The 23,567-nt window shown below is 67.9% G+C and carries 17 protein-coding genes; 8 read left to right on the plus strand and 9 right to left on the minus strand.

Going from position 1 to position 23,567, the window contains the following annotated elements; all coding sequences use genetic code 11:
• Positions 1 to 5 precede the first annotated feature (5 nt).
• From AVL48_RS14720 to AVL48_RS14745, 6 genes are read right to left on the minus strand one after another with little or no spacing between them, the layout of a single operon-like run.
• The gene (locus AVL48_RS14720) at positions 6 to 2,252 is read right to left on the minus strand and encodes an ADP-ribosylglycohydrolase family protein (RefSeq protein ID WP_061981654.1); all 2,247 of its coding nucleotides are present in this window, start codon (positions 2,250 to 2,252) and stop codon (positions 6 to 8) included.
• Positions 2,253 to 3,722, minus strand: coding sequence for a TNT domain-containing protein (locus tag AVL48_RS14725; protein ID WP_177242328.1), 1,470 nt, complete (start codon positions 3,720 to 3,722; stop codon positions 2,253 to 2,255).
• A 5-nt stretch (positions 3,723 to 3,727) separates the two neighbouring features.
• Entirely contained in the window at positions 3,728 to 4,174 is a 447-nt protein-coding gene (locus AVL48_RS14730; protein ID WP_061981656.1) for a hypothetical protein, read from the minus strand.
• Positions 4,171 to 11,403, minus strand: a complete 7,233-nt coding sequence (locus AVL48_RS14735) for a WXG100-like domain-containing protein (RefSeq protein ID WP_244162611.1) — start codon at positions 11,401 to 11,403, stop codon at positions 4,171 to 4,173. Before AVL48_RS14735 ends, AVL48_RS14730 begins: the two co-directional genes overlap by 4 nt.
• A gap of 4 nt (positions 11,404 to 11,407) precedes the next feature.
• The gene (locus AVL48_RS14740; protein ID WP_061981658.1) at positions 11,408 to 11,737 is read right to left on the minus strand and encodes a WXG100 family type VII secretion target; all 330 of its coding nucleotides are present in this window, start codon (positions 11,735 to 11,737) and stop codon (positions 11,408 to 11,410) included.
• A complete protein-coding gene (locus tag AVL48_RS14745) occupies positions 11,737 to 12,345 on the minus strand; it encodes a YbaB/EbfC family nucleoid-associated protein (RefSeq protein WP_061981659.1) in 609 nt (202 codons plus the stop codon). Before AVL48_RS14745 ends, AVL48_RS14740 begins: the two co-directional genes overlap by 1 nt.
• 315 nt (positions 12,346 to 12,660) lie before the next feature.
• Here AVL48_RS14745 and AVL48_RS14750 point away from each other — a divergent pair, with 315 nt between their 5' ends.
• Entirely contained in the window at positions 12,661 to 13,242 is a 582-nt protein-coding gene (locus AVL48_RS14750) for a YqgE/AlgH family protein (protein ID WP_061981660.1), read from the plus strand.
• Here AVL48_RS14750 and AVL48_RS14755 read toward each other — a convergent pair.
• Complete coding sequence (locus AVL48_RS14755; RefSeq protein ID WP_061981661.1) at positions 13,239 to 13,670, minus strand: SdpI family protein; 432 nt, start codon at positions 13,668 to 13,670, stop codon at positions 13,239 to 13,241. The genes AVL48_RS14750 and AVL48_RS14755 overlap by 4 nt on opposite strands.
• A 65-nt stretch (positions 13,671 to 13,735) precedes the next feature.
• Between AVL48_RS14755 and AVL48_RS14760 the strand changes: the two genes are divergently transcribed.
• The 3 genes from AVL48_RS14760 (at position 13,736) to AVL48_RS14770 (ending at position 18,740) form a co-directional block, all read left to right on the plus strand.
• Entirely contained in the window at positions 13,736 to 14,887 is a 1,152-nt protein-coding gene (locus AVL48_RS14760) for an esterase-like activity of phytase family protein (RefSeq protein WP_061981662.1), read from the plus strand.
• A gap of 170 nt (positions 14,888 to 15,057) precedes the next feature.
• Positions 15,058 to 17,913 (plus strand): leucine--tRNA ligase, encoded by a 2,856-nt coding sequence (gene leuS, locus AVL48_RS14765; protein WP_061981663.1) that lies wholly within the window; start codon positions 15,058 to 15,060, stop codon positions 17,911 to 17,913.
• Between the two features lie 89 nt (positions 17,914 to 18,002).
• Positions 18,003 to 18,740 (plus strand): SDR family oxidoreductase, encoded by a 738-nt coding sequence (locus tag AVL48_RS14770; RefSeq protein WP_061981664.1) that lies wholly within the window; start codon positions 18,003 to 18,005, stop codon positions 18,738 to 18,740.
• Here the strand turns inward: AVL48_RS14770 and AVL48_RS14775 are convergent.
• Positions 18,737 to 19,453 (minus strand): TetR/AcrR family transcriptional regulator, encoded by a 717-nt coding sequence (locus AVL48_RS14775; protein WP_061981665.1) that lies wholly within the window; start codon positions 19,451 to 19,453, stop codon positions 18,737 to 18,739. The genes AVL48_RS14770 and AVL48_RS14775 overlap by 4 nt on opposite strands.
• Before the next feature lie 38 nt (positions 19,454 to 19,491).
• Positions 19,492 to 19,863 (minus strand): hypothetical protein, encoded by a 372-nt coding sequence (locus AVL48_RS14780; protein WP_061981666.1) that lies wholly within the window; start codon positions 19,861 to 19,863, stop codon positions 19,492 to 19,494.
• Positions 19,864 to 20,053: 190 nt separating this feature from the next.
• On the opposite strand from AVL48_RS14780, the gene AVL48_RS14785 reads away from it, so the two are divergent.
• The 4 genes from AVL48_RS14785 (at position 20,054) to AVL48_RS14800 (ending at position 23,354) form a co-directional block, all read left to right on the plus strand.
• On the plus strand, positions 20,054 to 20,593 hold the full coding sequence (locus AVL48_RS14785; protein ID WP_061981667.1) for a YbaB/EbfC family nucleoid-associated protein: 540 nt from the start codon (positions 20,054 to 20,056) through the stop codon (positions 20,591 to 20,593).
• Positions 20,594 to 20,618: 25 nt separating this feature from the next.
• Positions 20,619 to 20,936, plus strand: a complete 318-nt coding sequence (locus AVL48_RS14790; RefSeq protein WP_061981668.1) for a hypothetical protein — start codon at positions 20,619 to 20,621, stop codon at positions 20,934 to 20,936.
• A 312-nt stretch (positions 20,937 to 21,248) separates the two neighbouring features.
• Positions 21,249 to 22,175: a hypothetical protein gene (locus tag AVL48_RS14795; protein WP_244162612.1), complete on the plus strand. Its 927-nt coding sequence runs from the start codon at positions 21,249 to 21,251 to the stop codon at positions 22,173 to 22,175.
• 96 nt (positions 22,176 to 22,271) lie between these two features.
• Positions 22,272 to 23,354 carry a hypothetical protein gene (locus AVL48_RS14800; protein ID WP_244162613.1) on the plus strand — a complete coding sequence of 361 codons (1,083 nt, stop codon included), beginning with the start codon at positions 22,272 to 22,274 and terminating at the stop codon, positions 23,352 to 23,354.
• The last annotated feature ends 213 nt before the right edge of the window (positions 23,355 to 23,567 follow it).

Raw genomic sequence — 23,567 nt, forward strand, 5'->3', positions numbered from 1 at the left:
AGATTTCACCAGCGCGGATACCGCTGGGCCCAGCCGTCGACCTCGTGCAGTGCCGAATGGCGGTCGAAATGCCAGAACGCGTCCGTGGCGATGTTCTCCACCAGATAGCGCAGTTCCAGCTGTTCGACCCACTTCTGCGGCAGGCCGGGAATGCCGGTGCGGGCGCCGAGCAGCGCACCGGCGATCGCGCCGGTGACCGCGCTGCGGCCCGAGTGGTTGACCGCCCGCAGCAGCGCCTGCTCCGGGTAGTTCTCGAAGCCGGACAGCGCCGCGAACGCGCGGCCCAGCACCGAAAGCGTGCCCTTGCCGTCGCCGATCAGTTCCGGGACACGCAGATCGGGCAGGCCGTGCTTGCCGAAGAACGGCACCGATTCCGCGACCATCGCCTTGAGATCCGCCCACACCGGCCCGCGCTGGTGCGGGTTCTGGTCGTCGAAGATCTCGCGGGAGGTGTTCCAGACCGGGTAGCTGAACGCCTCCGAGGTCAGGGCGGGTTCGAACAGCCAGGTCAGGAAGGTCGCCGCCTCGACGTCGACCTCTCCCGGATGCGTGACCGAAACGAGGTCGCGCACCGCCTGGCGGACGCCCCCGCTCATCGCGGTGCCGGGCCCGGCCGCGGTCATCGCCGCCGGCAGTGCCGCGACCAGCGCTTCCGGCCCGCTCAGCGGCATCGCCGTCGGCGAGACGGTCGCCAGCGCGTGGTACGCGTTCAGTTCGGCGTCGTCGGGGGTGCGGCGGACGCGGAGTTCCGGCACCTTCACCAGCCAGCCGTCGGCGTTGTCGAGCGGCGCGCCCTGGGTGTGCAGCCAGCGCATCAGCGAGTTGCGCGCGACCGTCCCGAGCGCCCGTTCGGCGTCGCGGTTCTCCGGCTGCTCGCGATGGGGGCTGCGGATCACGGCCTCGGTGTAGAACAGCAGCCGCTGGGTGAGCGGCCCGATCCGGCCGGGCAGGTCGAACGCGGTCGGCAGGTCGGTGATCCCGTCGGGGCCGTAGGTGCTGTGGATCTCGTCGATCCGCATGCGATCGACAGCGGCTCCGAGTGCCTCGCCGAGCGCGAAGCCCACGTACGCGCCCGTAACGCGCTGCCAGCCATAACGAGAGCTGGAGCGGTCTCGCTCGAAGTATTTGCCGAAGGTGTCCAGGCGCGGCTGGATCTGTCCTTCGTTGTCGTATCCCGGTGCCAGACCGTTCGCCCGCAGGTCGTTCGGACGGCTGCGCGGCGGTTCGGGCAGCTTGAGCCGCGCCAGCCACGACTGGCCGATGACGGTCTTCTGGCATTCCTCGGCGGTCAGTTCGAACCCGCGACGGCGAGCCCGTTCGGCCGCGGCCAGCGGCGGTTTCACCGGTTCGGGCAGGCCCATCTTCGCGGCGGTTTCGGCCGCCAGGGCCTCCAGCTGCGGATCCGCTTCCGGGCAGCGTTCGTTGACGTCGACGTGGGCGTCACGGCGCGGGAACTTCGCCGCCGTCTCGGCGAGTTCGACGCCGCTGACGTCCTCGAACGTCGCGGGTCCGCCGTTGATCACGAGGTTCGGCGGACTCTCGTAACCGGCCAGCGTGGCGATGTCGACCTTCCAGTACCCGTGCTCACGGGACGGGAGGTTCCTGGTCGAGCTGAACACCCGCAGCTCGGCGCGTTCTTCGTTGAAATAGAACCGCTCCGTCTTGCCCGACGCCAGGTCCACCGGGACGTAGACCTCGCAGCGCAGCAGCCCGATGAGCAGCTGTTCTCTCGTCAACCAGCCGACACTGGCGAACGACAGCAGCGTTTCGAGCCGGTTCTCCGGTTTCGGGTAGCCACGACGAATGGGACCGGCCTTGTACTCGGGATTCTCCCGCTCCTGCCCGGTCTGCACACCGTCCGCGTTGACCTGGACCCAGCCCGCGACGACCGCGGGCGGGACGCCGAGGTCACCGAGTCCGGCCTTGGCGTATTCGGGGTCGACGACCTCGCGCCACATCTCCTGGCCGGGGAACGCGACCGGGACGCTGAGCCCGCCCGGCTGCGGATGCGCCTGGCGCAGTTCACCGTCCGGTTCGCGGACGATCACCGACGGCGGCGGGAAGATCTCCTTCTCGGCATGACCTTCGTCGAGGAAGGCGATCGTGTTGTAGGGGACCGACCAGCCCTCGGGGATGCGCAGGACCTTTTCGTGGTTCACGCGCAGGCCGGCGCCGCCAGGTGCGGACACGTCCGGACCGTGGACCGCGCGCAGCCACTCTTCGACCTTGGCTACCGCTTCCGCCGATTCCACCTACTCGATCCTCTCCAGGCTACCGTCGGACACGTGCTCGGCGATCGTCTTCGGGAGCACGTAGGCCACCGCCCCACCGGGCATGTTCGCCCAGGGGACGGTGACACCGGTGATCACGTGGAGCGGGCGGCGCAGCCGGTAGGTCCCACCGACACGTTCCCGCTCCAGCGGCAGGGACGTCGTGGCGAACCGTACCCCTCCGTGGTGCACCAGATTGCCGGTTTCCTCGCCGAACCGCAGTACGACCGTACCGGCGACCATCCGGCTGACGCGCTTGTTGCGGAGCAGTGTGAGGGGCGGCTCACCCGGTGCCGCCCGCACCGGCCAGTCGGCCAGTTCCTTCGCGGTCTCGAGTGGGGTTTCATGGCCGGCGGTCATCCGCGCCGGATGGAGCAGGACGGCGCCGAGGAGCTGGTGAGCCGCGTCTTCAAGCCTGTCGAAGTACTTCGGTGAGTCCGGGCTACCACTCGAATACGCGGCGACCTCCCAGCCCTTTTCGGTGAAGTTGAGACACCAGGCGCCGTCCGCGCGGTCCCCGATGCGGTACGCCTCCGGCCAGACGGCGTGTTCGCCCAGCCTGCTGACCAGAACGACCAGGAGCTCTTCGTCGGTCAAGGCCGGGTTCGGTGACGTCTCCAGCTCCGCGGCGATGTCGCCCTCGGTCTTCTTGACGTCGGAGCGGCCTGGTTTCGGCCGCGGCTTGCCCAGCAGATCCGCTTCGGCGGTCCGGCGGACGAGGTGCTCGACGTACGGCGGCTGGAAGCGCTGGCCGCGGATGTGCTCGACCAGGTCCGGTTCCGGCGGGATCCCGTACTTCCGCAGGTAATGCGGCACGGACGCGTGCCAGATCCAGGTGCCGTCGGTGTGGTAGCTCTCCGGGACGTCGCCGTCGGCTTCGGGCTCGAAGATGTCCTTGCCGAGGCCGCTGCCCGAGAGGATCGCCGGTTCACGTTCGAGGTACTGCGCGATCAGCGGCGCTTCGGACTCGTCCAGCTCCGGTCTGTCGACCACCGGTGGCTTGCCTTCGGTGTAGGCGTCGACGATCCGGGCGTGCCGGAACTCGACCCGCAATGGCAACTGCGCGCGCAGCCGCCACCAGTCCGGGATGTGCTCGTCGTCGCGGGGGAAGCTGGCCAGCTCGTCCGGGTAGGCCGAAGTCGGCGGTGTCTTGGTCCACGCCGGTTCGTCGTCGAGGGTGAAGTCGAAGTCGAAGGATCCGTCGGGTTTGAGCGTGAACCGCGACTGGAGCCAGGTGCCCCGTCCGGTGGCGTACATTCCCGTGCGCAGCTTGCCGAAGAGTTCGTTCAGCTCGGCCGCGGGCACGACGTTGTGGCCCTCGAGTTCGGTGTGCTCCCCGGCTTGCCGGAAGTCGGCGACGGCGACGTGCGCCGGGTCGGTGACGCCCGCCCGGAGGAGCTTGCCGATCCCGACCAGCAGCTCGCGTTGTTGTTCGGCGGTCAGTTGTTCCACGTGAATCATCGCGCCCGGTTCGGGAAACGTGGTTCCGCCCGGAACGACGGCGGCTCCCCGGCGGCGCGGCGGGCCAGCTCGTCCTCCCACATCTTGAAGGTGCGCTTGCGCAGCGACTGGATCAGCGCCGATTCCTGCGGTTCCAAGCGGCGATTTTCGCGCTTGGCCTGCGCGTACAGGCCGTCGATGGTCTCGTAGAGCGCGAAGATCGGTCCGCCGCCTTTGAGTTCGTACGCACGGGCGCGCTCGGTCTCCTGGACGAACTTCTCTTCGGACACCTTGCTGATGTCCGAACTCGCCATCGCCCACAAGACCTCACGCACGTGCTCCGGCTTTTCGTCGAACTCGCCGGTGCTCAGGTCGAGGAGAAAACCGGTCAGGCCCCCGTCGGGGGTCGACTCGACGCGGTAGGTCTTTCCGAAGTACGTGTAGAAGGACGGCGTCTGGATCACGTGTTCTCCTCAGGAGGCAGGCCCTCGCGAAGACCGGCCATGAACTTCTCCCGGACCCGGTCCATCAAGGCGGCTTCCAGCAGGGCCTGTTCCGGGGACAACCTCTTCTTGTTGTTCTCGTCCAGTGTCCGGTTGTACGTCGGGAAGTCACGGCGGACCTCGTACAAGGCGTGCTCGTAGGCCGACACGGTGTCGATGTGCTTCAGGTGCAGCCGCAGTTCGGCGACGTGCCCGTTCGGCAGCCGGACGTTCATCTGCAGATCGCGGTATCCGCTGTCCTGCGGATTCGCGAACCGGTCGTCGAAGCTGACGATCCGGAGATCCGGGTCGTTCATCACCGCGTTCAGCGCGTTGTAGACGTCGGCCAGCGTGTCGAACTGGATCTTCACGCCCACCAGGTCGGTCAGTTTCGACGCGTCTCCGTCGTAGCCCGCGATCTTCGCCTTCGCGCGGTCGTCGTCCTTCGGACCGGGCCTGCCCGACGCGTCGCCGTTGTTCTCCGCCGCGATCCGTTCGGCGATCCGGTTGAGGTCGCCCTGGTTCCGCGGCCAAGCCGCCCGCTCGGCGTCCAGGAACTCCTGGATCTTCCCGGCATCGCCCTTGTCCGCGCGCTCGAAGCCGGCGTGGTACTGATCGCCGGGCTCCACGTCGGCCGCGATTCGCGCCGCCTCGGCCGCGATTTCCCGCTGCTCCTGGGTCAGCGGCGTATCGCCGGGACCTTCCTGCCGCACGTCGTCGATCATCTGGTAGCCGCTTTCCTCGACGTCACGCAGGGCGTCTTCGAGGATCGGGATGGCCTCCGGGTGCAGCAACAGGCTGCCGATGGTCATCGGGTTGTTCAGCAGCGATGCCCGCAGGTACGCGTTGTCCGGGTGCTCCATCAGCCGGACCAGTTCCGGATGCGACGGCAGCTGTTCGCGGATGAAGTCCCGCATCGGCCCGACGTCGTGCTTGACCCCGTTTTCGTCCTCGTGAACGGCACGCTTCTTGTCCGGGTCGAGTCCGTCCACCGCGGCCGCGACCTCGGGATCGTTCAGGAACCGCTCGACTTCGGCCCGGTTTCCGGCGGGCTGCTCGTCGTGCGCCATCCCGTAGCCCCCGTCGCGCGAGGGCGTCACGATCGGACGGCCGTCCGGACCGATCCGCGACGGCTGCACGTCCGGCGTGTCTTCCCTGGCGTAGGCGATCCGCGGATCCACCGGCTGATCCGGCCGCGCGAACGCGATGCGCGGGTCGACCGGCCTGGTCGAAGCCGTTTCGGTCTGCGTGGTGTGCCCGTCGGTGTGGTGCGCGGCCGGGGTTTCCGGGACGCCGACGTGCATCAGCTTCATGCTCAGCGGCGGATGCGGCAGGTTCATCAGCGCACCCGACTGCGGGTCGATGAACGCGACGCCGTCCCGCGTGTTCGCCACCATGGCGATGTGGCCGCGCTCGACGCCGTTCTCGTCGAGGTATTTCACCGCGACCACGGCGTGGTGGTCGGTCGGCATGTCCCGCATCTCGCGGATGACGGCGTCGTAGCCGTCACGGTCGGAGAACCGGCCGCCGAACCGCTCCTCGACGTGCTCCAGCGTGCCCCGGCTGTCCATCTCGTGCATGAGCAGCGGGCCGGCGGTCGAATCGATGCCGTGCAGCTGGTCCCAGTACGCGCCCGGCGTGCGGGTGCAGTTGGACCGGAAGCCGTTGGCCAGCGCGTCGGAGTCGTGGAAATGCGGGTTGACCTCGCCGAGCCGCGGGTGCCGGTCGGCGAGGTAGGCGGCCTGCTGGGCGGGGCTCGCGGAACCGGCGTGGATCGCGGGTTCGCTCGGCGGGTTCGTCGCCACCGCCATCGACGAGTAGTCCCGCTCGGGGACCGGCAACTCCATCGTGTCGTCGGTGGCGGAGTGGTCCTGAGCGGGCTGTTCGCCGTACTCCGGGCCCTTGTCGGCGTCCGCGACGCCGTGGTCCGCCGGGTTCTCGGTGGTGATGTGCGGCGTCTGCGGCTCGTCGAAGCCGCCGAGGCGCGCCATCGACCGTTCCTGTGCGAGGCGCGCGAGTTCGGGCGCCTCCGCGGCGTGCCGGGCCCGCCGCTCGTCCATCTTCTGCTTGGCGGTCTCGGGGTCGAGGTACCGCGGGTCGCCGGGAGTGACCTCCTCGGCGTGGATGACCCACTTCGGCCGGTCGACCAGCGGCGGAGTCTTGAACTCCTTGCTGTGCACGTAAAGCTGCGTCGCCGGCTTGTTGATCGCTTCGTGCTCGCCCGGGTTTTCCGCGAGCGACGAGACGTCCTTGCCGGTCTTCGAGACGATGTGGATCTCGACGTCTTCGCCGAATTTCGACTTCGTGTCCGGCGACGTCTTGATGGTGGAGCTGGTCATCGTCGGTTCGGGGACGGTCTGGCCGACCTCGTAATGCGCGGCCATGATCCCGGCGGCGCGCAGGTCGCCCTTGGTGTCGATGCCGCGAATGGCTTCGCCGTGGAAGTCCGGCAGTTCGTTCAGCGCGCCGACGATCGCGCGGGTGCTGCGCTGCGCGTTCTCGAAGTCGGGATGCGACTCGCCCCGCCGGTTCGCGTCGTTGATCGCGTAGGCGTGTTCGCGCGAGTAGGAGTAGATCGCTTCCGCGGCTTCGGGTGAGACGCGGTCCTTCAGCGGGCTGGCTTCGAGCCGCCTGAGCGCCTTCTCGCGCGCCTGCTCGGCGAGATCGGCGTTGTCGTAGCGGTCACGGAGGCTCTTGTGGTCCTCCGGCGAGCCCCGGAAGCCGGGATCGTTGACGTAGCTTTCGTCGATCCGCGGTGGTGCCTTTTCGGTGCCCTTGAGCCGATCGGCGATGTCGGACTCGGTCTTCGGCTGCTGGTCCTCGGGCCGGTCCGGCGAAGGTGGTTCGTCGTCACCGCGCAGCCGCTCGGCAGGCGACTTCGCGGTCTCAGGCTCGGGTGACTGCGTCGGCGCTTCGGGCGTGTGAGCGTGCGGAGCATCGCCACCGCCCATCGGCATCGCCTTGATCGACGTCGGATTGTCGGGCAGCGTCGCGAGCCGCCCGGTCATCGGATCGGCGAAGACCACGCCGTGCGGGGTGTTCACCGCGGCGACGATCCTCGTCTCGACCCGGTCCTTGGACCGCGGCGAGCCTTCCGGCGCGTTCGGGTCACCGGGGGCGTGCTGCTCGAAGGCCACCGCCGTCCGCGCGCCGACCGGACGTTCACCCAGGTCACGGGCCACGTCGGCGAATCCGCGCTGATCAGACCACTGCCCGCCGAGCCGGTCGCTGACGTGCTGAAGCGGCGAGCCGCCGGTCGACGGTCCGGCGACGGCGTCACCACCGTTCATCCGGTTCTCGAACGCGACCAGCGCCTCGGCCGAGTTGGTCTGGTAGCCGTCCTTCCACGATTCGGGCGCGTAGTAGTTGCGGGTGTTGACCTCGCCGACCGCCGGAAGCTCGTCCATGAGCAGGCGGACCTGCTGGTGCGGGGTGTCGGTGGAACCGGCGTGGATGGCGGGCGGCCCACCGTCGTCGAGGGGCTTCGCCAGCTCCGACCAGCCGCCGTCGGGAACGTGCTCCCTCGGCTTGGGGACGTGGTTTTCCGGAGCGTCGGAAGCGTCGATCCAGCCGCCCTTGCCGTCGGCGATCTTGGTTTCGAGTCCCGCGAAACCCTGGTTGTTGAACAGTTCGGGGTGATCGCGGCGCAGCTGCGCGTCGCGGTCGGCCTCTTCCTTGGCCAGCCGCTCCTGCTCGGCGTTGTTGTACTCGCGCCGCTCCGCGACCTTCTCCTGGACCTGCTCCGGCGTCAGGTGGCCGTCGTCACCGGGGACGACCTCTTCGCATTCGACGATCCACTTCGGAAGGTCGTTGACCGTGCCGTCGTCCAGCCGTGCCTTGTAGTCGGGGTGCTCGGGATGCCCGGGACCCATCTTGACGTCGGTGACGCGCAACTGCGTCGCCGACTTCATCAGGACTTCGCGCTCTTCCTTCTTGGAGGCGAGATCCTCGATGTGACGTCCGGTCTTCGACTGGATGCGCAGCTCGACTTCGCCGGGGAAGGTGCTGTGCGGATGCTCGGGGGTGACCCGCGACGTGCTCAGCATCTGCGGGTCGACGATGACCTTGCCCTCGGCGTGCGCGGCCAGGAAGCCCTGAATGGCGCTTTCGTTGCCGTGGAAGTTCACCCGCCGCGAGACGACGCCCTCGTAGACGGGCATCTCGTTGAGGCCGGAGGTGATCGCCTCGATATGCGGGCGGAGCGCCTCCAGCTCAGGCCCGCCGTGACGCTGGGCGTGCGTGATCCTCTCGGCCATGTCGGTGCGCGTGTAGCTGTGCACCGCGTACGCGCCCTGATCCGACATCTGCTTGACGCGCGGATCTTCGTGCGCGTTGCGCTTGTCGAGGGCTTCGCGGCGGACCTGTTCGCTACGGGCCTCCCCGGTCTCGGCGTCGAAACCACGCTTGTCGATCTGTGTTTCGGCGAGCGCGCGGTAGGCCGCCGGGTCGTCCGTGTGGAAGTCCGGGTCCGTCAGGTACCGCTCGTCGATCGGGGAACCGCCGTCGTCGGCGGTCTTGTCCTCGGGCGTGACGTCCTTGGGCGCCTCGGTCTCGGTGGGGGCGTCGGCGTCCCTGTCCTTGGGCAGCTCGGCGCCGTCTTCGAGGTTGCCGCGGTAGGCGGGTGCTTCCTCGCGGTGAGGCGCGCGCTCCACCGGTTGGACCGGTTCGGGCTGCTGCTGTGGACGTTGCTGGTGCTGCGGCCGTTCCTGCGGGCCCGCGTTTCCGTCGTGCCCCGGGCGCGGTGCCGGGACCTGCGGCGGACGTTGCGGCTGCTGCCCACCGAAGCGCGGCGGTTCGCCGCCCGGCGGCATCGGCCGCTGACCTGGGCGTGGACCAGGCTGCTGTCCGGGGTGTTGTCCGGGCGGAGGCGGCGGCACCGGGCCACGATTGCCAGGGAACGGGCCGTTGCCCGGATGCGGGGGGCGCGGCGGAGGCGGCGGATAGCCCGCGGGGCCGCGGTTGTGGCCGGGGTGCTGCCCCGGCGGAGGCGTGTGCGGACGCGGCGGGACACCGCCGTTCGGCCCGAGACCGGGCCCCGGCCTGCCCTGATAGCCCTGCGGCGGCTGGTGCGGCCGAGGCGGCTGCTGGCCGTGAAGACCCTGCTGCCGGCCCGGAGGCGGCGGGGGTTGCTGAGGACGCTGCTGCGGCCGTTCCTGCGGTCCGCGGTCCTGACGACGGTCCTGCGGATGTCCGCCAGGGTGCGGAGGCGGCGGCTGCGGTCCGGTGGGCCGCGGCCCCATCGGACCCTGTTGCCCGCGAGAGGGCATGGGGCCATGACCACCACCGGGCGGAGGCGGCGGCGGCGGAGCGAAACCGCCGGGCGGCGGCTGCGTCGGCGGCTGGCCTTGGAACGGCTGCTGGCCGGGCGGCTGGTCGAAGCGCGGCTGCTGCGGGCCGCCCGCGCCGGCGAACCCGGCGGCCTGGACGCCGTCCTGGGGCCGGTTCTGCCGGACCGGATCATGGCCACCCGGCGGGAAACCACCGGGGGCGGGACCGTTGCCCGGCGGAGTGCCGCCGGGAGCCATGCCGTAGCCGCTCGTCGAGCCGGGCGTGCTCGAACCCGAGTTGGGCGCCATGCCGTACCCGCCGGAAGACGAGCCTCCGGAGCTGACCGGTGCGGACGAAGCAGGCGCCCCCGTCGAGGCGGGTGCTCCGGCCGAAGAGTGCGCTCCCGCCGATGCGGGCGCCCCTGACGAAGCCGGGGCGCCGGACGAAGCTGGTGATCCGGTCGAGGTAGGTGATCCGGTCGAGGCGGGCATGCCGGACTGTGCGCTACTCGGGGCCGGACTCGAAGCCGGTCCCTGAGCCGGACTCGCCGCCGGGGTCTGTGCCGGTCCTTGGGCCCCCGCCGCGGGTGCCTGCTGCTGATTGGCCGAAGCGGCCTGCTGCTGCCCGGAACCGGCGCCGTTGTCGGCCGCCGCCGGAGCATGCTGGGTCTGCGCGGGCGAACCGGCGCGTTCGCCGGTGTTCGCCGGGGCGTCCGCGGGTCGTTCCGGAGCCTGCGTCGAAGACTGGCTGACCCGGTCGCCGTCCCCCGCGCGCTGCGAAGCCTGCTGAGGCGCGTCGGACGTACTCCGCGACGAGTTGTCGCCATCAGAGGACGAATTGCGTTCCGGAGAATCGCCATCAGAGGACGAATTGCGGCTCGACGAAGTGTCCGGCGTACGCGAAGGCGTCCCGGAATCCCCCGAATCGACATCCGGCGTCGTCGGCCCGTCGCCCGCCGTCGCGGCACCGGGCGTGTTCGCGGTACGGATGTCGCCGATCTGGCTCTTCGCCCCGTCGACACCGCCACCGACAGCTCCGCCGGACGCGCCCATCAGTAGGTCCTTGGCCGAAAGCTTGTCCAGGTCACCCGTGACGGCGGCCTGTCCGACGGTGCTGGCGACACCTTCGGCCGCGCCCCGTACGGCACCTCGCGCCGCACTGTCGACGATCTGGCCGCCGACGCTGTCCGAAAGCCCCTTGGTCGCGCCCTTGCCGATACTGCTGCTGCCCGCGCCGACGACACCGTCGACCGCGCCGCTGATCGCGGAGTCCTTGGTCTTGCTGAAATCCCAGCTGTCGCGGTCACCCTTGGCCATCTGCAGGCCCTGGATGCCCGCGTCCATGGCGAGGTTCATCGCCGTGTTCTGCAGGACCTCTTTGCCGATCTTCTTCAGGCCCTCCTTGAGAAGTTTCTCGAGGAGTTCCTTCGCGACCTTCTTGAAGCCTTCCTGCGCGAGCTTCTGCATCAGCTGCCGGAAGATCATCTGAACGGTCATGCGGGTGGCGATCTGCGCGGGCGCGATCCCGGCCGTCGAGCCACCGAAGGTCACCGCCGCGGCCGCGAGCATCGCGACGATCTGCGCGGCCAGGATCACCAGCGAGATGATGATCATGTACTTCGTGTACTCGACGTCGAGCGCGGTCGCGTTGCACGAGTCGCCGAGTGCCTTCGAAGAATCGGCCAGCGACTTGAAGTAGGCCTCGTCGCCTTCGATGAACTTCTTCCACGCCTCGGCGAACTTCTCCGCGCCTTCGCCGGTCCAGCCGCCGAGGACCTCGGTGGCGCCCTTGGTCGCGGTGTCGGCGATCGGCTGGACGGCCCTCGACGCGTTGTGCCACGCATCGCGCAGCTCGCGGAGCTTGTCTTCGTCGCCTTCGGGCCAGCTTTCCCCGACGACGATCGGCAAGAGCCACTTGACCGCGTCGGGCATCTCCATACCCATGGCGCTATGCCTTCTTGTCCAGCGTCGACTTGATCTCTTCTTCGGCGTTCGTGAACGCCGTCATCGACCGTTCGACGTTGTGCTGCATGCCGCGCAGCGCCTCGACGATGTTCGCGAACCCTTCGGACGAGCCCTTCGCGCCCGGCTCGTAGTCCTTCGCGAACTCCTTGCCGGCGTCGTCGTTCCCCCAGCACTGGCCGAGCGAGTTGATCGCGGCCAGCAGTTCCTTGCCGACGTCGTCCAGCTGATCCGCGGCGAGCCCCAGTTTGGCCGCGGCCGTTTTGACCGCGTCCGGATCCGCGGTGAATCCGCCACCGCCCCCACCGTTCGGCATCAGACTCCCCTGGTCAGCCAGCTCGAAGGCGGCTCTTCCTCATCATCGTCCTGCTGGCGTACCCGTTTGGGAACCGGCTTCGGCGCGGGCGGCGCAGGAGGTGGTGGTGGCGGAGCGTCGTCCTTGCGCAGCAGCGGATCCTCGAAGTCGTCGTCGGACTTGGCCGGTGTGGACGGCTGCTCTTCCTCGGCGAGGAAGTCGGGGATCGCCGGCATCAGCCCCTGCAGCGACGGCGCGCCCTCGATGAGGTCCGAGAGGTCCGGCAGCCCTTCGGTGATCGGGGCCATCAGGTCGGCGACCTGCTGTTTGACCTGCAGCGATCCCTGGCGCACCAGGGTCAGCACGGTGTTGGCCAGCTGCGCCGGGTTGGTGCGTTCGAAGGCGTTCGGCTGGATCTCGAGTTTGGCGAGTGTGCCGGTCGCGTCGATGGTGGCGCGGACTAGACCGTCCTGCGAGACCACGGTCGCGGACATCTGCGAAGCGGCTTCCTGCGCGTCCCGGAGCTGGGCCGTCTGGCGCTCGAACTGTTCGAGCAGCGTGTCGACCTGATCCTTCATGGCGGCATTGCGCGCTTCGAGGCGCGCGCTGTCGTCGCCTGCCGTCGTCACTTGAGCCCCCGGAAGTACTTGATCCCGGGCATACGTCACCCGGCGTCGGTAGGCGTCACCCTAATGCCAACGGAGGCGCCAGATGGCCGTAACCGGCGTTTTCGTACCGCGGAAGCCTGAAGAAGGAGGTCGGTGCGCTCAAAGGTCGCCTCTCGGCGGCTATGCGCAGTGTGGCTCCAGCCGGACGGTATTCCACAAAGGCGGTTCTTCAGTGAGCCCGGGGGACACGGAAAGCGCACCGACCTGTGTGTCCAACGATGCTCGTGATGCTGTTGTTCCCTGGCCGGACGATTTGTCTCGGCTCGAAGTGGGATCATGGCGGATGTGCCAGCGGACGCCGAGGTCGAACCGGGAACGCTCCTGGTCGCCGCCCCCACGATGTTCGATCCCAATTTCCGGCGGACCGTCGTGTTCGTCATAGATCACCGGGACGAGGGAACGCTCGGCGTCGTGCTCAACCGGCCGAGTGACGTTCCGGTGTACGACGTGCTCCCCAACTGGGGTGGACACGTCGCCGAGCCGCAGTCGGTGTTCGTCGGCGGCCCGGTGGAGAAGAAGACCGCCCTGTGCCTGGCCGCGCTGCGGACCGGCGAGACGGCGTCCAGCGTGCCCGGCGTGATCGCCGTCCGCGGTCCGGTCGCCTTGGTCGATCTCGACACCGATCCCGAGATCCTGGTCCCGAAGGTCCGCGGCGTGCGGGTCTTCGCCGGATACGCGGGCTGGGACGCCGGTCAGCTCGCGAGCGAGATCGAACGCGACGACTGGGTCATCGTCCCGGCGCTGCCCAGCGACGTCCTCGCCTCGCCGCACCACGATCTGTGGGGTCAGGTGCTGCGTCGTCAGGGCATTCCGCTGGCGTTGCTGGCCACCCATCCGGGAGACCTCCAGCGCAATTAGGCCGTGGCCGTGTCGGCCTTCTTGAAGACCCCGCAGGTCCCGCAGGCGCAGCCACTGCATCCAGCGGGCGCTTCCGGCGCGGCGGGTTCGGGCGCCGGGACGGTCGCGGCCGCGCGGTTGCCGAGCACTCCCCCGGCGGCGACCAGCGCGATCATCCCGACCATGCCCACGACCGAGGCCAGCAGCAGCCCGAACGTCGTCGGCATGACCAGCGCGGCGGCGCCCGCGAGCACGGCGATCACGCCACCGGCCAGCGTCGGGAGCCCGGCGACCTTGTTGCCGAGGCGGAAGGCGTCCTCGCTGCGCATCGTGGCGGCGGTACGCACGCCGGCGCCGCGGTCACGCGGCAGCTTCTCACGCAGACCGAGGAAACCGCCCCAGCCGACGAGGACACCCAGCACGATCGGGACCAGCGCTATGACGAACACTCCACGAGGATAAGCGTGACGTTCCGGCAACCTGCCGGATACCCTGATCGACTGTGCTACAGGCCATGTCACGCCGAGTTATAGCAGCCGCCCTGATCGGGGCCGTTCCCCTCACTCTGACGACGGCCCCGGCCGCAAAGGCCGAGCACCGTCCGTTGCGGTTGATCGGTGCACAGACCGTTCCGAACGCCGTGCCCTACGAGGGCACCGTCGTCGGTGGCCTGTCCAGCATCGACTACGACCCCCGCACCGGCGAGTACGCGCTGATCTGCGACGACCGGTCCGCGATCAACCCGGCCCGGTTCTACACGGCGAAGTTCTCCCTCGACGCCAAGGGACTCGGCCCGGTCACCTTCACCGGCACCAAGCCGCTCCTGCGTCCCGACGGCACACCGTATCCGCCGCTCGCGAAGAACGACCAGACGCAGCCGCAGAACATGCGGACGATCGACCCCGAAGAGCTCCGTGTCGATCCGTGGACCGGCCACTACCTCTGGTCGCAGGAGGGCGAGCGCTCCGCCGCCGCGCTGATCGATCCGTCGATCCGCGAGGCGGACCGCGACGGCTCCTATGTCCGTGACCTGCCGATCCCCGCCAACGAGAAGATGACCGCGACCGCCGGGCCGCGGCAGAACCTCGTCCTCGAAGGCCTCACCTTCGCCGGCTTCGGCTCGCTCGTCGCCAGTTCGGTCGAGGGACCGCTCCTGCCGGACGGTCCGGAGCCGACCACCACCTCGGGCGCCCTTTCCCGCATCACCCTGCAGTCGCGGTTCGGCCCGGTGCTCGCGCAGTACGCGTATCCGCAGGACAAGGTCTTCGCGTCACCGAACCCGCCCGGCGCGTTCGCGACCACCGGCGTCTCGTCGCTGCTGGCCGTCGACCAGGCCGACCCGACGCGCTACCTGGTGATGGAGCGCGCGTTCGTCACCGGCGTCGGCAACAAGATCCGGATCTACGAGATCGACACCAAGGGCGCCACGAATATCGCGAAGACGCCTTCGCTGGCCGACGCCAAGAACGTCAAGCCGGTCAAGAAGCGCCTGCTCGCCGACCTCGCCGACTTCAACTTGTCCACAGTGGACAACGTCGAGGGGATGACGTGGGGTCCGCGCCTGTCCACCGGGGAGCGCAGTCTCGTGCTGGTCAGCGACAACAACTTTTCGGCGACGCAGGTGACCCAGTTCATCGCTCTGGCGGTCCCCTCGGAACGGCTTTGACCAGCGAGTTAGACTGGACTCATGGACACGGCTCGGCTGCTCCTTAGCCTGCCGCGCTGATCTCGGCCCAACGGCCGGGACCAGCGCGGCGACCCCTCATGCCCTCCGGGCTGAGGGGTCGAGTTGTTTCTGGAGTGGCTTGACGTGGATGAGCACGGAGGATTTCGGCGATGAACCAGGCGAGCGAAGGCGCCGACTCGGCCCCTCAGCACCGCTACACCGCGGAGCTGGCGGGTCAGATCGAGCAGCGTTGGCAGGACTACTGGTCCGACCACGGCACCTACCACGCCCCGAACCCGGTCGGGCCGCTCGCGGACGAGAGCGACAGCGGCTCGTCCGTCCCCTCGGACAAGCTGTTCGTCCAGGACATGTTCCCGTACCCCTCGGGCGCGGGCCTGCACGTCGGGCATCCGCTGGGCTTCATCGCGACCGACGTCTTCGCGCGGTACCACCGCATGATCGGCCGGAACGTGCTGCACACGATGGGCTTCGACGCCTTCGGTCTGCCCGCGGAGCAGTACGCGGTCCAGACGGGGCAGCACCCGCGCAAGACGACCGAAGAGAACATGCAGACCTACCTGCGCCAGATCCGGCGCCTGGGCCTGGGACATGACGAGCGCCGCCGGATCTCCACGATCGACCCGGACTACTACAAGTGGACGCAGTGGATCTTCCTGCAGATCTTCAACTCCTGGTACGACGAGAAGGCAGGCAAGGCCCGCCCCATCGTCGACCTGGAGACCGAGTACGCGCAGGACAAGCGCCGCACGCCGGACGGCCGCAACTGGTGCGAGCTGACCCGCGCCGAGCAGCTGGAGATCATCGACTCGCACCGGCTGGTCTACATCTCCGAGGCGCCGGTGAACTGGTGCCCCGGACTGGGCACGGTGCTGTCCAACGAAGAGGTCACCGCCGACGGCCGCAGTGAACGCGGCAATTTCCCGGTGTTCCGGCGCAGTCTGCGGCAGTGGATGATGCGCATCACCGCCTACGCCGACCGGCTGGTCGACGATCTGGATCTGCTGGACTGGCCGGAAAAGGTCAAGTCCATGCAGCGCAACTGGATCGGCCGCTCGCACGGCGCGCGAGTGTCGTTCGATTCCGGCGACAAGAAGATCGAGGTCTTCACCACCCGTCCGGACACCCTGTTCGGCGCCACCTATCTGGTGATCGCGCCCGAGCACCCGCTGGTCGACGAGCTGACCGCCCCGACGTGGCCGGAAGGCGTCGACGCCCGCTGGACCGGCGAGGCCGCCACTCCGGCCGAAGCCATCGCCGCCTACCGGAACGCCGCTTCGCGGAAGTCCGAATTGGACCGTCAGGAGAACAAGGAGAAGACCGGCGTCTTCACCGGCTCCTACGCGGTGAATCCGGCCGACGGCAGGGAAATCCCGATCTTCGTCGCCGACTACGTCCTGATGGGCTACGGCACCGGCGCGATCATGGCGGTGCCCGGTCAGGACACCCGCGACTGGGAGTTCGCCGAGAAGTTCGGTCTGGAGATCATCCGCACCGTCCAGCCGACGGACGGCTTCGACGGCAAGGCGTTCACCGGCGACGGACCCGCCGTCAACTCCGGGTTCTTGGACGGCATGGGCGTCGACGAGGCCAAGCAGACGATGATCGGCTGGCTGGAGGAGCACGGCCACGGCCGCGGCACCGTCCAGTACAAGCTGCGCGACTGGCTGTTCTCGCGCCAGCGCTACTGGGGCGAGCCGTTCCCGGTGGTCTACGACGAGGACGGTCAGGTCCACGCGCTGCCGGACAGCATGCTGCCGGTCGAACTGCCCGAGGTCGCCGACTATTCGCCGGTGACCTTCGATCCGGAGGACAAGGACAGCACGCCGTCCTCGCCGCTGGCTCGCGCCACCGACTGGGTCGAGGTCGAACTGGACCTGGGCGACGGCAAGAAGACCTACCGCCGTGACATCAACACGATGCCGAACTGGGCGGGTTCCTGCTGGTACCAGCTGCGGTACCTGGACCCGACCAACCCGGACGTGTTCGTCGCGCCGGAGAACGAGGCGTACTGGGTCGGTCCGCGGCCCGCCGAACACGGTGTCGACGACCCCGGCGGCACGGATCTGTACGTCGGCGGTGTCGAACACGCGGTGCTGCACCTGCTGTACTCGCGGTTCTGGCACAAGGTGCTGTTCGACCTGGGCCATGTGTCGTCCAAGGAGCCGTACCGGAAGCTGTTCAACCAGGGCTACGTCCAGGCCTACGCCTACACCGATTCCCGCGGCGTCTACGTCCAGGCCGATCAGGTCGAGGAACGCGACGGCAAGTTCTTCTTCGGGGACGAAGAGGTCAAGCAGGAATACGGCAAGATGGGCAAGAGCCTGAAGAATGTCGTCACGCCTGATCAGATGTCCGCCGACTACGGTGCCGACACCTTCCGGTTCTACGAGATGTCGATGGGCCCGCTGGACGTTTCGCGGCCGTGGGCGACCAAGGACGTCGTCGGGGCACACCGGTTCCTGCAGCGGCTGTGGCGGCTGGTCGTCGACGAGGAAACCGGCGACCTGCGCGTGTCCAATGTGGACGCGAAAGACGAGGACCGCAAGCAGCTGCACAAGACGATCGCCGGTGTCCGCGAGGATTACGCGGAACTGCGGTTCAACACCGCGGGCGCGAAGCTGATCGAGCTGAACAACTACGTCACCAAGACCTATGGTTCGGCCGAAGCGACGCCGCGTGAGCTGGTGGAACCGCTGGTGCTGATGCTGGCGCCGCTGGCCCCGCACCTGGCCGAGGAGCTGTGGAAGCGCCTGAGCCACGCGGATTCCCTGGTGCACGGGCCGTTCCCCGTCGTCGACGAGAAGTACCTGGTCGAAGACACCGCGGAGTACCCGATCCAGGTCAACGGCAAGGTGCGCTCGCGGATCACCGTGGCGGCCGACGCGGACAAGAACGCCGTGCAGGCGGCCGCACTGGCCGACGAGAAGATCGCCGCACTGGTCGGCGACGGCACGCCGCGCAAGGTGATCGTCGTGCCGGGACGGCTGGTCAACATCGTGCTGTAGCGCCGTGGCGGAAAGACGCCAGCGTCGAGGGTCATGAGGCGATTCGATGGAGTTGTTCAAGGACAACGAAATCGAACGGAGAACACCGCATGACCCTCGACGGCAAGGTGGCATTGGTGACCGGCGGCAGCCGCGGGATCGGTGCCGCCACGGCGATCGGGCTCGCCGAGGACGGCGCCGACATCGCACTCACCTATCAGAACAACGCCGGACTCGCGGCCGGCGTCGTGGACGAGATCAAGGCGCTCGGCCGTCGTGCGCTGGCGATCCAGGCCGACAGCGCCGACGCCGCGGCCGTGGCCGCCGCGGTCGAAACGACGGTCGCCGAGTTCGGCAGGCTCGACGTGCTGGTCAACAACGCGGGTGTCGGCTTCGTCGGCCCGCTCGACCAGACGAGCCTGGAAGACATCGACCGCGTGCTCACGGTCAACGTCCGCGGTGTCTACGTGACCACGCAGGCCGCTGCCCGGCACCTCGCCGACGGCGGGCGCGTGATCACCATCGGCAGCTGCGTGGCGGATCGGGTGCCCGGCCCGGGAATGTCGCTGTACGCGGTGAGCAAGACCGCGCTGCTCGGCATGACCAAGGGTCTGGCCAGGGAACTCGGTCCGCGCGGGATCACCGTGAACCTCGTCCACCCCGGCCCGACCGACACCGACATGAACCCGGCCGACGGCCCGTACGCGGCCGACCAGCGGAGCCTGACGGTGTTCGACCGCTACGGCTCGCCGACGGAGGTCGCCGCCACCGTGTCGTTCCTGGCGCGGCCGGAAAGCAAGTACGTGACCGCGACGACCGTTTCGGTCGACGGCGGGCACGCGGCCTAGTCGATCGACAGGCCGATCTCGCGCGCGAGATCGGCCAGCATCGCGTCGAAGAGGACGTCCGGTTTCGAGAACGGGATCGGATAATTGCCGAAGACCTCGAGCGTGACGTGCCCGTAGAGCCGGGCCCAGAACTGGATCATCAGGTACGTCACGCCGAGGTCGAGCTTCTCCAACGGGAACGTCGCGCCGGACTCCTCCAGCACGGCGAGCAATTCCGCCCGGAACGACGTGAGGTCGTCGCGGAGTTCGGCGGGAACGACGTCGTTCGACGGCGTCACCAGATCGTGCATCGCGAGGACCCGCCCCGCCGCGGCGAGGAAGATCTTCCCGAACGGCTCGTCCAGCCTGTTCCCCGCGTCTCCCGCCGGCGACGCGAAGACCAAAGTGAACTCTTTGGTGTGCGTCAGCGCCCACCGCCGAAATCCCTTGCAGATGGCGAAAAGCTGCAGCGCGCCCTCGTCCGGCAGCTGCGCGATGTCCTCGGCGAGCTCGGCCGCGAGATCCGCGACGACGTCCGCCCGCAGATGCTCGACCAGATCGTCGCGTGAGCCGTAGTAGCGGTACAACGCCGGCGCCGTGATACCGAGCTCGCGCGCGATCGCCCGCAGCGTCACGGCCTCCGGGCCCTGCTCGACCAGGAGCGCCCGCGCCGTCCGGCGGATGTCCTGATCGGTCGCCGCCCGCTCGCGACCCCTGCGGCCGGTGTTGCTCATCCGGGCATTCTAGGTGGCCAGCGCCCCGAAACCGGGGATCAACCCAGAAGGCGAGCCTGGAGCCGCGTGAGCGGCCGGAGCGCCAGGAAAATCGGCACGGCCATCCCGAGCGCGACGAAGAAGTGCACGATCCACGCCCCTGCCGGCGTCGGACCACCCCACGTGCCCTCCGGATCGCTTCCCGTCCAGAACAGACCGTAGGTCGCGATGCGCCCGACGAGATAGAAGAGCAGCAACGCCAGAAGGAACGCGAGCACACTCGGACCGAAAGCGGCCACGAATCGCGGCCGCGCCCCGCCCTCCTGCCCGAGCCAGCGCCGCGCGAGCCCGCGCTGGGCCTTCGCACCACCGAAATACGCCGGAAGTGCGAGAAGCGCGTAAATCGCGCGTTTCCAGTCCGAAATCGTCATAACCGGCACGCTATGGAGCTTTGAGCTGCGAGAACACCGGGTCAGCCGCCGACCCGGGTAGGGAAAACCGGAGGTCATTGTGGTGATCCACACGACCGGCGTGCGGATGCGCGGGAAACGTTCCCCGACGTCGGACGGATATGCCACACTCGGTCGCCGAACGGCTACGACGTGAACAGGGGAGGTTCGCGTGTCGAACCCTGAGCAGCTCTTCGCTGATTTCGAGGCCAAGCTGGCCGACGCCCAGCGAAAGGCGAATCAGATGCGGACCGAGATCGAAAGCGTCTCCGTATCCGAACGCAGCAAGGACGGCCAGATCTCGGTCAAGGTCAACCACGCCGGGAACCTGGTGGGCCTGGAGATCGGCCCCTCGGTGCGCGACAACCCGGCGCTCGCGCAGGAGATCCTCCGCGTCGTCCGAACTGCCCAGAGCAAGCTGGCGAGCGCGGTGCAGACCGGCGTCCCGTCCATCGCGGGCACCGAAACCATGAACGAGCTGGTCGACCAGCTGCACAACGAGTACCCGGAGCCCGAGCCGACAGGCTTCGTCGAGGGCGGACACCGGGACGTGGACGAAGACGACCGCTTCGTCGCCGAAGACGAACTCGACGCCCCGCCTCCCCCGCCTGCTCCCAAGCCGCCCGCTCCGCCCGCCCCGCCTCGCGCCGCGCGCAGGCAGCAGACGGACCACGAGGACGACTACTTCACCGGCGGCGACTTCCTGCGCTGAGCGGGGTACCTGAGGGAGGGAAACCATGGTGCAGCCACAAGGCGATCAGGGCTTCAACGTCGATCCCGCGGAGCTCGCCGCGCATCGCAGCACAATCGATCACCTCGGGCAGCGAGTCGCGCTGACCGGGTCCGCGGCGGACGCGGCGATGGGTGATGAAGCGTTCGGCTTGATCGGAATTCCCCTTGCCGCGATTTGCGCCACCGTCCAGAGCCTGGCGAGGAGCGCGATCGAGTCCGCTGTGGACGCCTCGGCGGATCATGCGGATCGTGTGCACACCTGGCAACAGAGGAAACAAATGCAGGAGGACGAGTTCAAGAGCCTCTTCAAGGTGGAGGACTGACCGATGGCAGAAACCCCCGTCGTGGCCCAGGGCCCCAATCCTTTGATCAAGACGGACGCCGCTCAGGATGAGAGCTCGCTCGAAGGTGCGGGAATCCTCCAAGACTTCTGGGACACCGGCGCCAAGATCGCGAGTGGTGACTGGGCGGAAGGGTTGGCGAACTTCGTCAACGGTGTGAGTGGCCTGGCCGATTTCGTAGCCGATCCGCTCGGGACGCTGGCGGCGTCGGCCTTCGGTTGGATCATCGAGCACGTCCCGTTCCTCCGTGAACCACTGGACTGGCTAGTCGGTGATCAGGTCGCGCTGGACAACATGATCGGGACTTGGGAGAACGTCGGGAAGGAGCTCGAATCCGTCAGTGAAGACCTGACTAAGGCCACGGAGCGCGACAGCGCGAATTGGACCGGTGAAGCCGCGGATGCCTACAGGGCCTTCGCCAAGAACCGCGCCGACCTGTACGCGGGTATAGCCTCGGGCGCGAACTCCATCGGGACTTTGGTCAGCGTCTGCAAGATGATCCTCGCGGTCGTACGGACCATCGTCCGCGACTTGATCGCGGAGTGTCTCGGGAAGCTCGTCAGTATCGCGATGCGTTATCCCGGGCCGGCGATGCCTGCCGGTATCGCCGCGGAGGGAACCCCGAAGGCCATCAGCTACGCCCGCCGGTGCCTTGACTGGATCAAGAAGCTGACCAAGGCGTTCGACAAGGCGAAGGGCCTCTTCAAACGCCTCACCGACGGTTTCGACAAGATCAAGGATGCCTTGACGCCGAAGGCGCTGAAGAAGTTCACCGGTGGCGGGAAGAACGCGGTCGACGGGGCTGGAGAGACCACTACCTTCGCATCGAAGGTCGCTGAGGCGAGGAAGGATTTGCCCGATTCGCGTAAGCACATCTTCGGCTTGGAGAATACGACCAAGGACAAGAGCCTCACCGAAAACCTGTCTCAGGTGAAGGAAAATCTGACCGACAGGCTCAAGGACCGCTACGGCGAGGACTTCCAGTCGAACCTGACAAAGGAAAAGCGGAAGTTCATCGGGAAGAAGATCGACGAGACGACTGGAGACGTGCTCGGTGAGGATGAGGAACCACCGAGCAGGAAAGCACCGTCTTCTGCCGGGGTCATGGGTCCGTACAGTGCGAACGGAGCCCCGCAGACCTCAGCCGAACGGGAAGACGAGCCCGCCGAAGCGCCGATCTTCGACCAGCACGGTGGCCAGCGAATCTCAGGTTCTCTCTAGAGCTGCCGGCGACCTCGACAGGAAATCGAAGTGACAGACGATCGTTTGGTGATCTCGCGAACGCCGGGGGTCATCGGTCACCTGGTGCTCGTCGGTTTGTTCGGCACCTTGACCGCGGTAATGGCCTTCGGGGTGTTCGGTGACTACAAGCCGGCTGTACGCATCGTCGCCGGAGTGCTCTGCGCGGTTTTCCTCTACTGCGGAACCATCGAGTTCCGCAACTACCGTACCCCTCCGCCCGCTGACGAGCTGATCTTCGAACCGACCGGAATCATCCGCCTCAAAAACGGTGTGGTGGCATGGGTCGCCCGGTGGGAAGACATCGAGAAAGTCTGCTTGAGCCTCAAGTTCCGCGAGTACACCCGATACAGTCGCGGAGCCGACGATTTCACCTTGATCATTCGACCGGGAGCTGACTTCGATGCTCAAGCCGCGGGTTTCGCCCGTGAGCCCGACGGAGATCTCCAGGTCTCGGATATCGACCTCAGACCTCGCGACGTCGAGTCGTTGTTGCCGCTTCTGGTCAGGTACGTGGATGTCGCGGTCGAGGACGACAACACCGCTGTACGGACTGTGCCCGATGAACCGGTGGTGACCACGGCCCGAGAGGAAGCCCTCGAAGTCGTGGATGACACGGTGAAGATTCACGTGAACGGCTGGGACAAACGCAAGATGTGGGCCTTCCGGTTCGTCTCCTTGACGATTGAGGTCTGTGCCTTGGTCGTCGCCGCGGCGGCCGCCGGCACCGTGGTGCGGGTGTTCGCGTTCGTGGTGCTCTTCGCCCTCTTCGCGGTGACCATGGTGGTCGAAGGGCTGGAAGGCGCAACGCACGAGAAGAAGCGGAAGGTCGTACTCGAGCTTGGGCCTCGGGGCTTCTACTTCCGGACTTACGGCACCTTCGTAGGGGTGTGGTGGCACGAGATCGACGCGGTCCGGTGGGGAGTCGACCACGGCTCCACCTACTTGGATTTCCTGCCGAGCTCGGACATGTTCGCGATTCGCCACCCGCGGTTGGCGAAGCTGACCAGGAGTGATCCGTACAACGCCGAGTCCGGAATCCTCGACGGCGGTTGGTATCGGTTGGACAGGCCGTTTTCCGTGAACGCGCGACGGGAGTTCGAAAGCAGCATGCGGAAATCGGAACGCGTGGAGTTCCGGGAGACGGCCGTCCTGAACTGACGGTTCCCACCAGGACGAAGCGGGGCGCCGCCGGCGCCGATCACTCGGGGGGCTACGTGATCGACGCCGGCGACCCGATGCCCCGACCTCGGCTCGCGCCGGGACCGGGACAACGTCACCGCGTGAACGCGGCAACGCATCTGAAGAGCGGGGGTGTTCGCCGAAGTGACGTCCGGAGGAAGGTTATCCCCCGAAAGAGTGACGGCGTTCCGC

The organism is Amycolatopsis regifaucium, assembly GCF_001613935.1.
Classification (GTDB): domain Bacteria; phylum Actinomycetota; class Actinomycetes; order Mycobacteriales; family Pseudonocardiaceae; genus Amycolatopsis; species Amycolatopsis regifaucium.

Excerpts from the sequence above, each read along its gene's own strand:
- AVL48_RS14735 (WP_244162611.1), bottom strand. The coding sequence starts at position 11,403 with ATGGGTATGGAGATGCCCGACGCGGTCAAGTGGCTCTTGCCGATCGTC.
- AVL48_RS14740 (WP_061981658.1), bottom strand. The coding sequence starts at position 11,737 with ATGCCGAACGGTGGGGGCGGTGGCGGATTCACCGCGGATCCGGACGCG.
- AVL48_RS14750 (WP_061981660.1), top strand. The coding sequence starts at position 12,661 with ATGGCGGATGTGCCAGCGGACGCCGAGGTCGAACCGGGAACGCTCCTG.
- AVL48_RS14760 (WP_061981662.1), top strand. The coding sequence starts at position 13,736 with ATGTCACGCCGAGTTATAGCAGCCGCCCTGATCGGGGCCGTTCCCCTC.
- leuS (WP_061981663.1), top strand. The coding sequence starts at position 15,058 with ATGAACCAGGCGAGCGAAGGCGCCGACTCGGCCCCTCAGCACCGCTAC.
- AVL48_RS14770 (WP_061981664.1), top strand. The coding sequence starts at position 18,003 with ATGACCCTCGACGGCAAGGTGGCATTGGTGACCGGCGGCAGCCGCGGG.
- AVL48_RS14775 (WP_061981665.1), bottom strand. The coding sequence starts at position 19,453 with ATGAGCAACACCGGCCGCAGGGGTCGCGAGCGGGCGGCGACCGATCAG.
- AVL48_RS14780 (WP_061981666.1), bottom strand. The coding sequence starts at position 19,863 with ATGACGATTTCGGACTGGAAACGCGCGATTTACGCGCTTCTCGCACTT.
- AVL48_RS14790 (WP_061981668.1), top strand. The coding sequence starts at position 20,619 with ATGGTGCAGCCACAAGGCGATCAGGGCTTCAACGTCGATCCCGCGGAG.
- AVL48_RS14795 (WP_244162612.1), top strand. The coding sequence starts at position 21,249 with ATGATCGGGACTTGGGAGAACGTCGGGAAGGAGCTCGAATCCGTCAGT.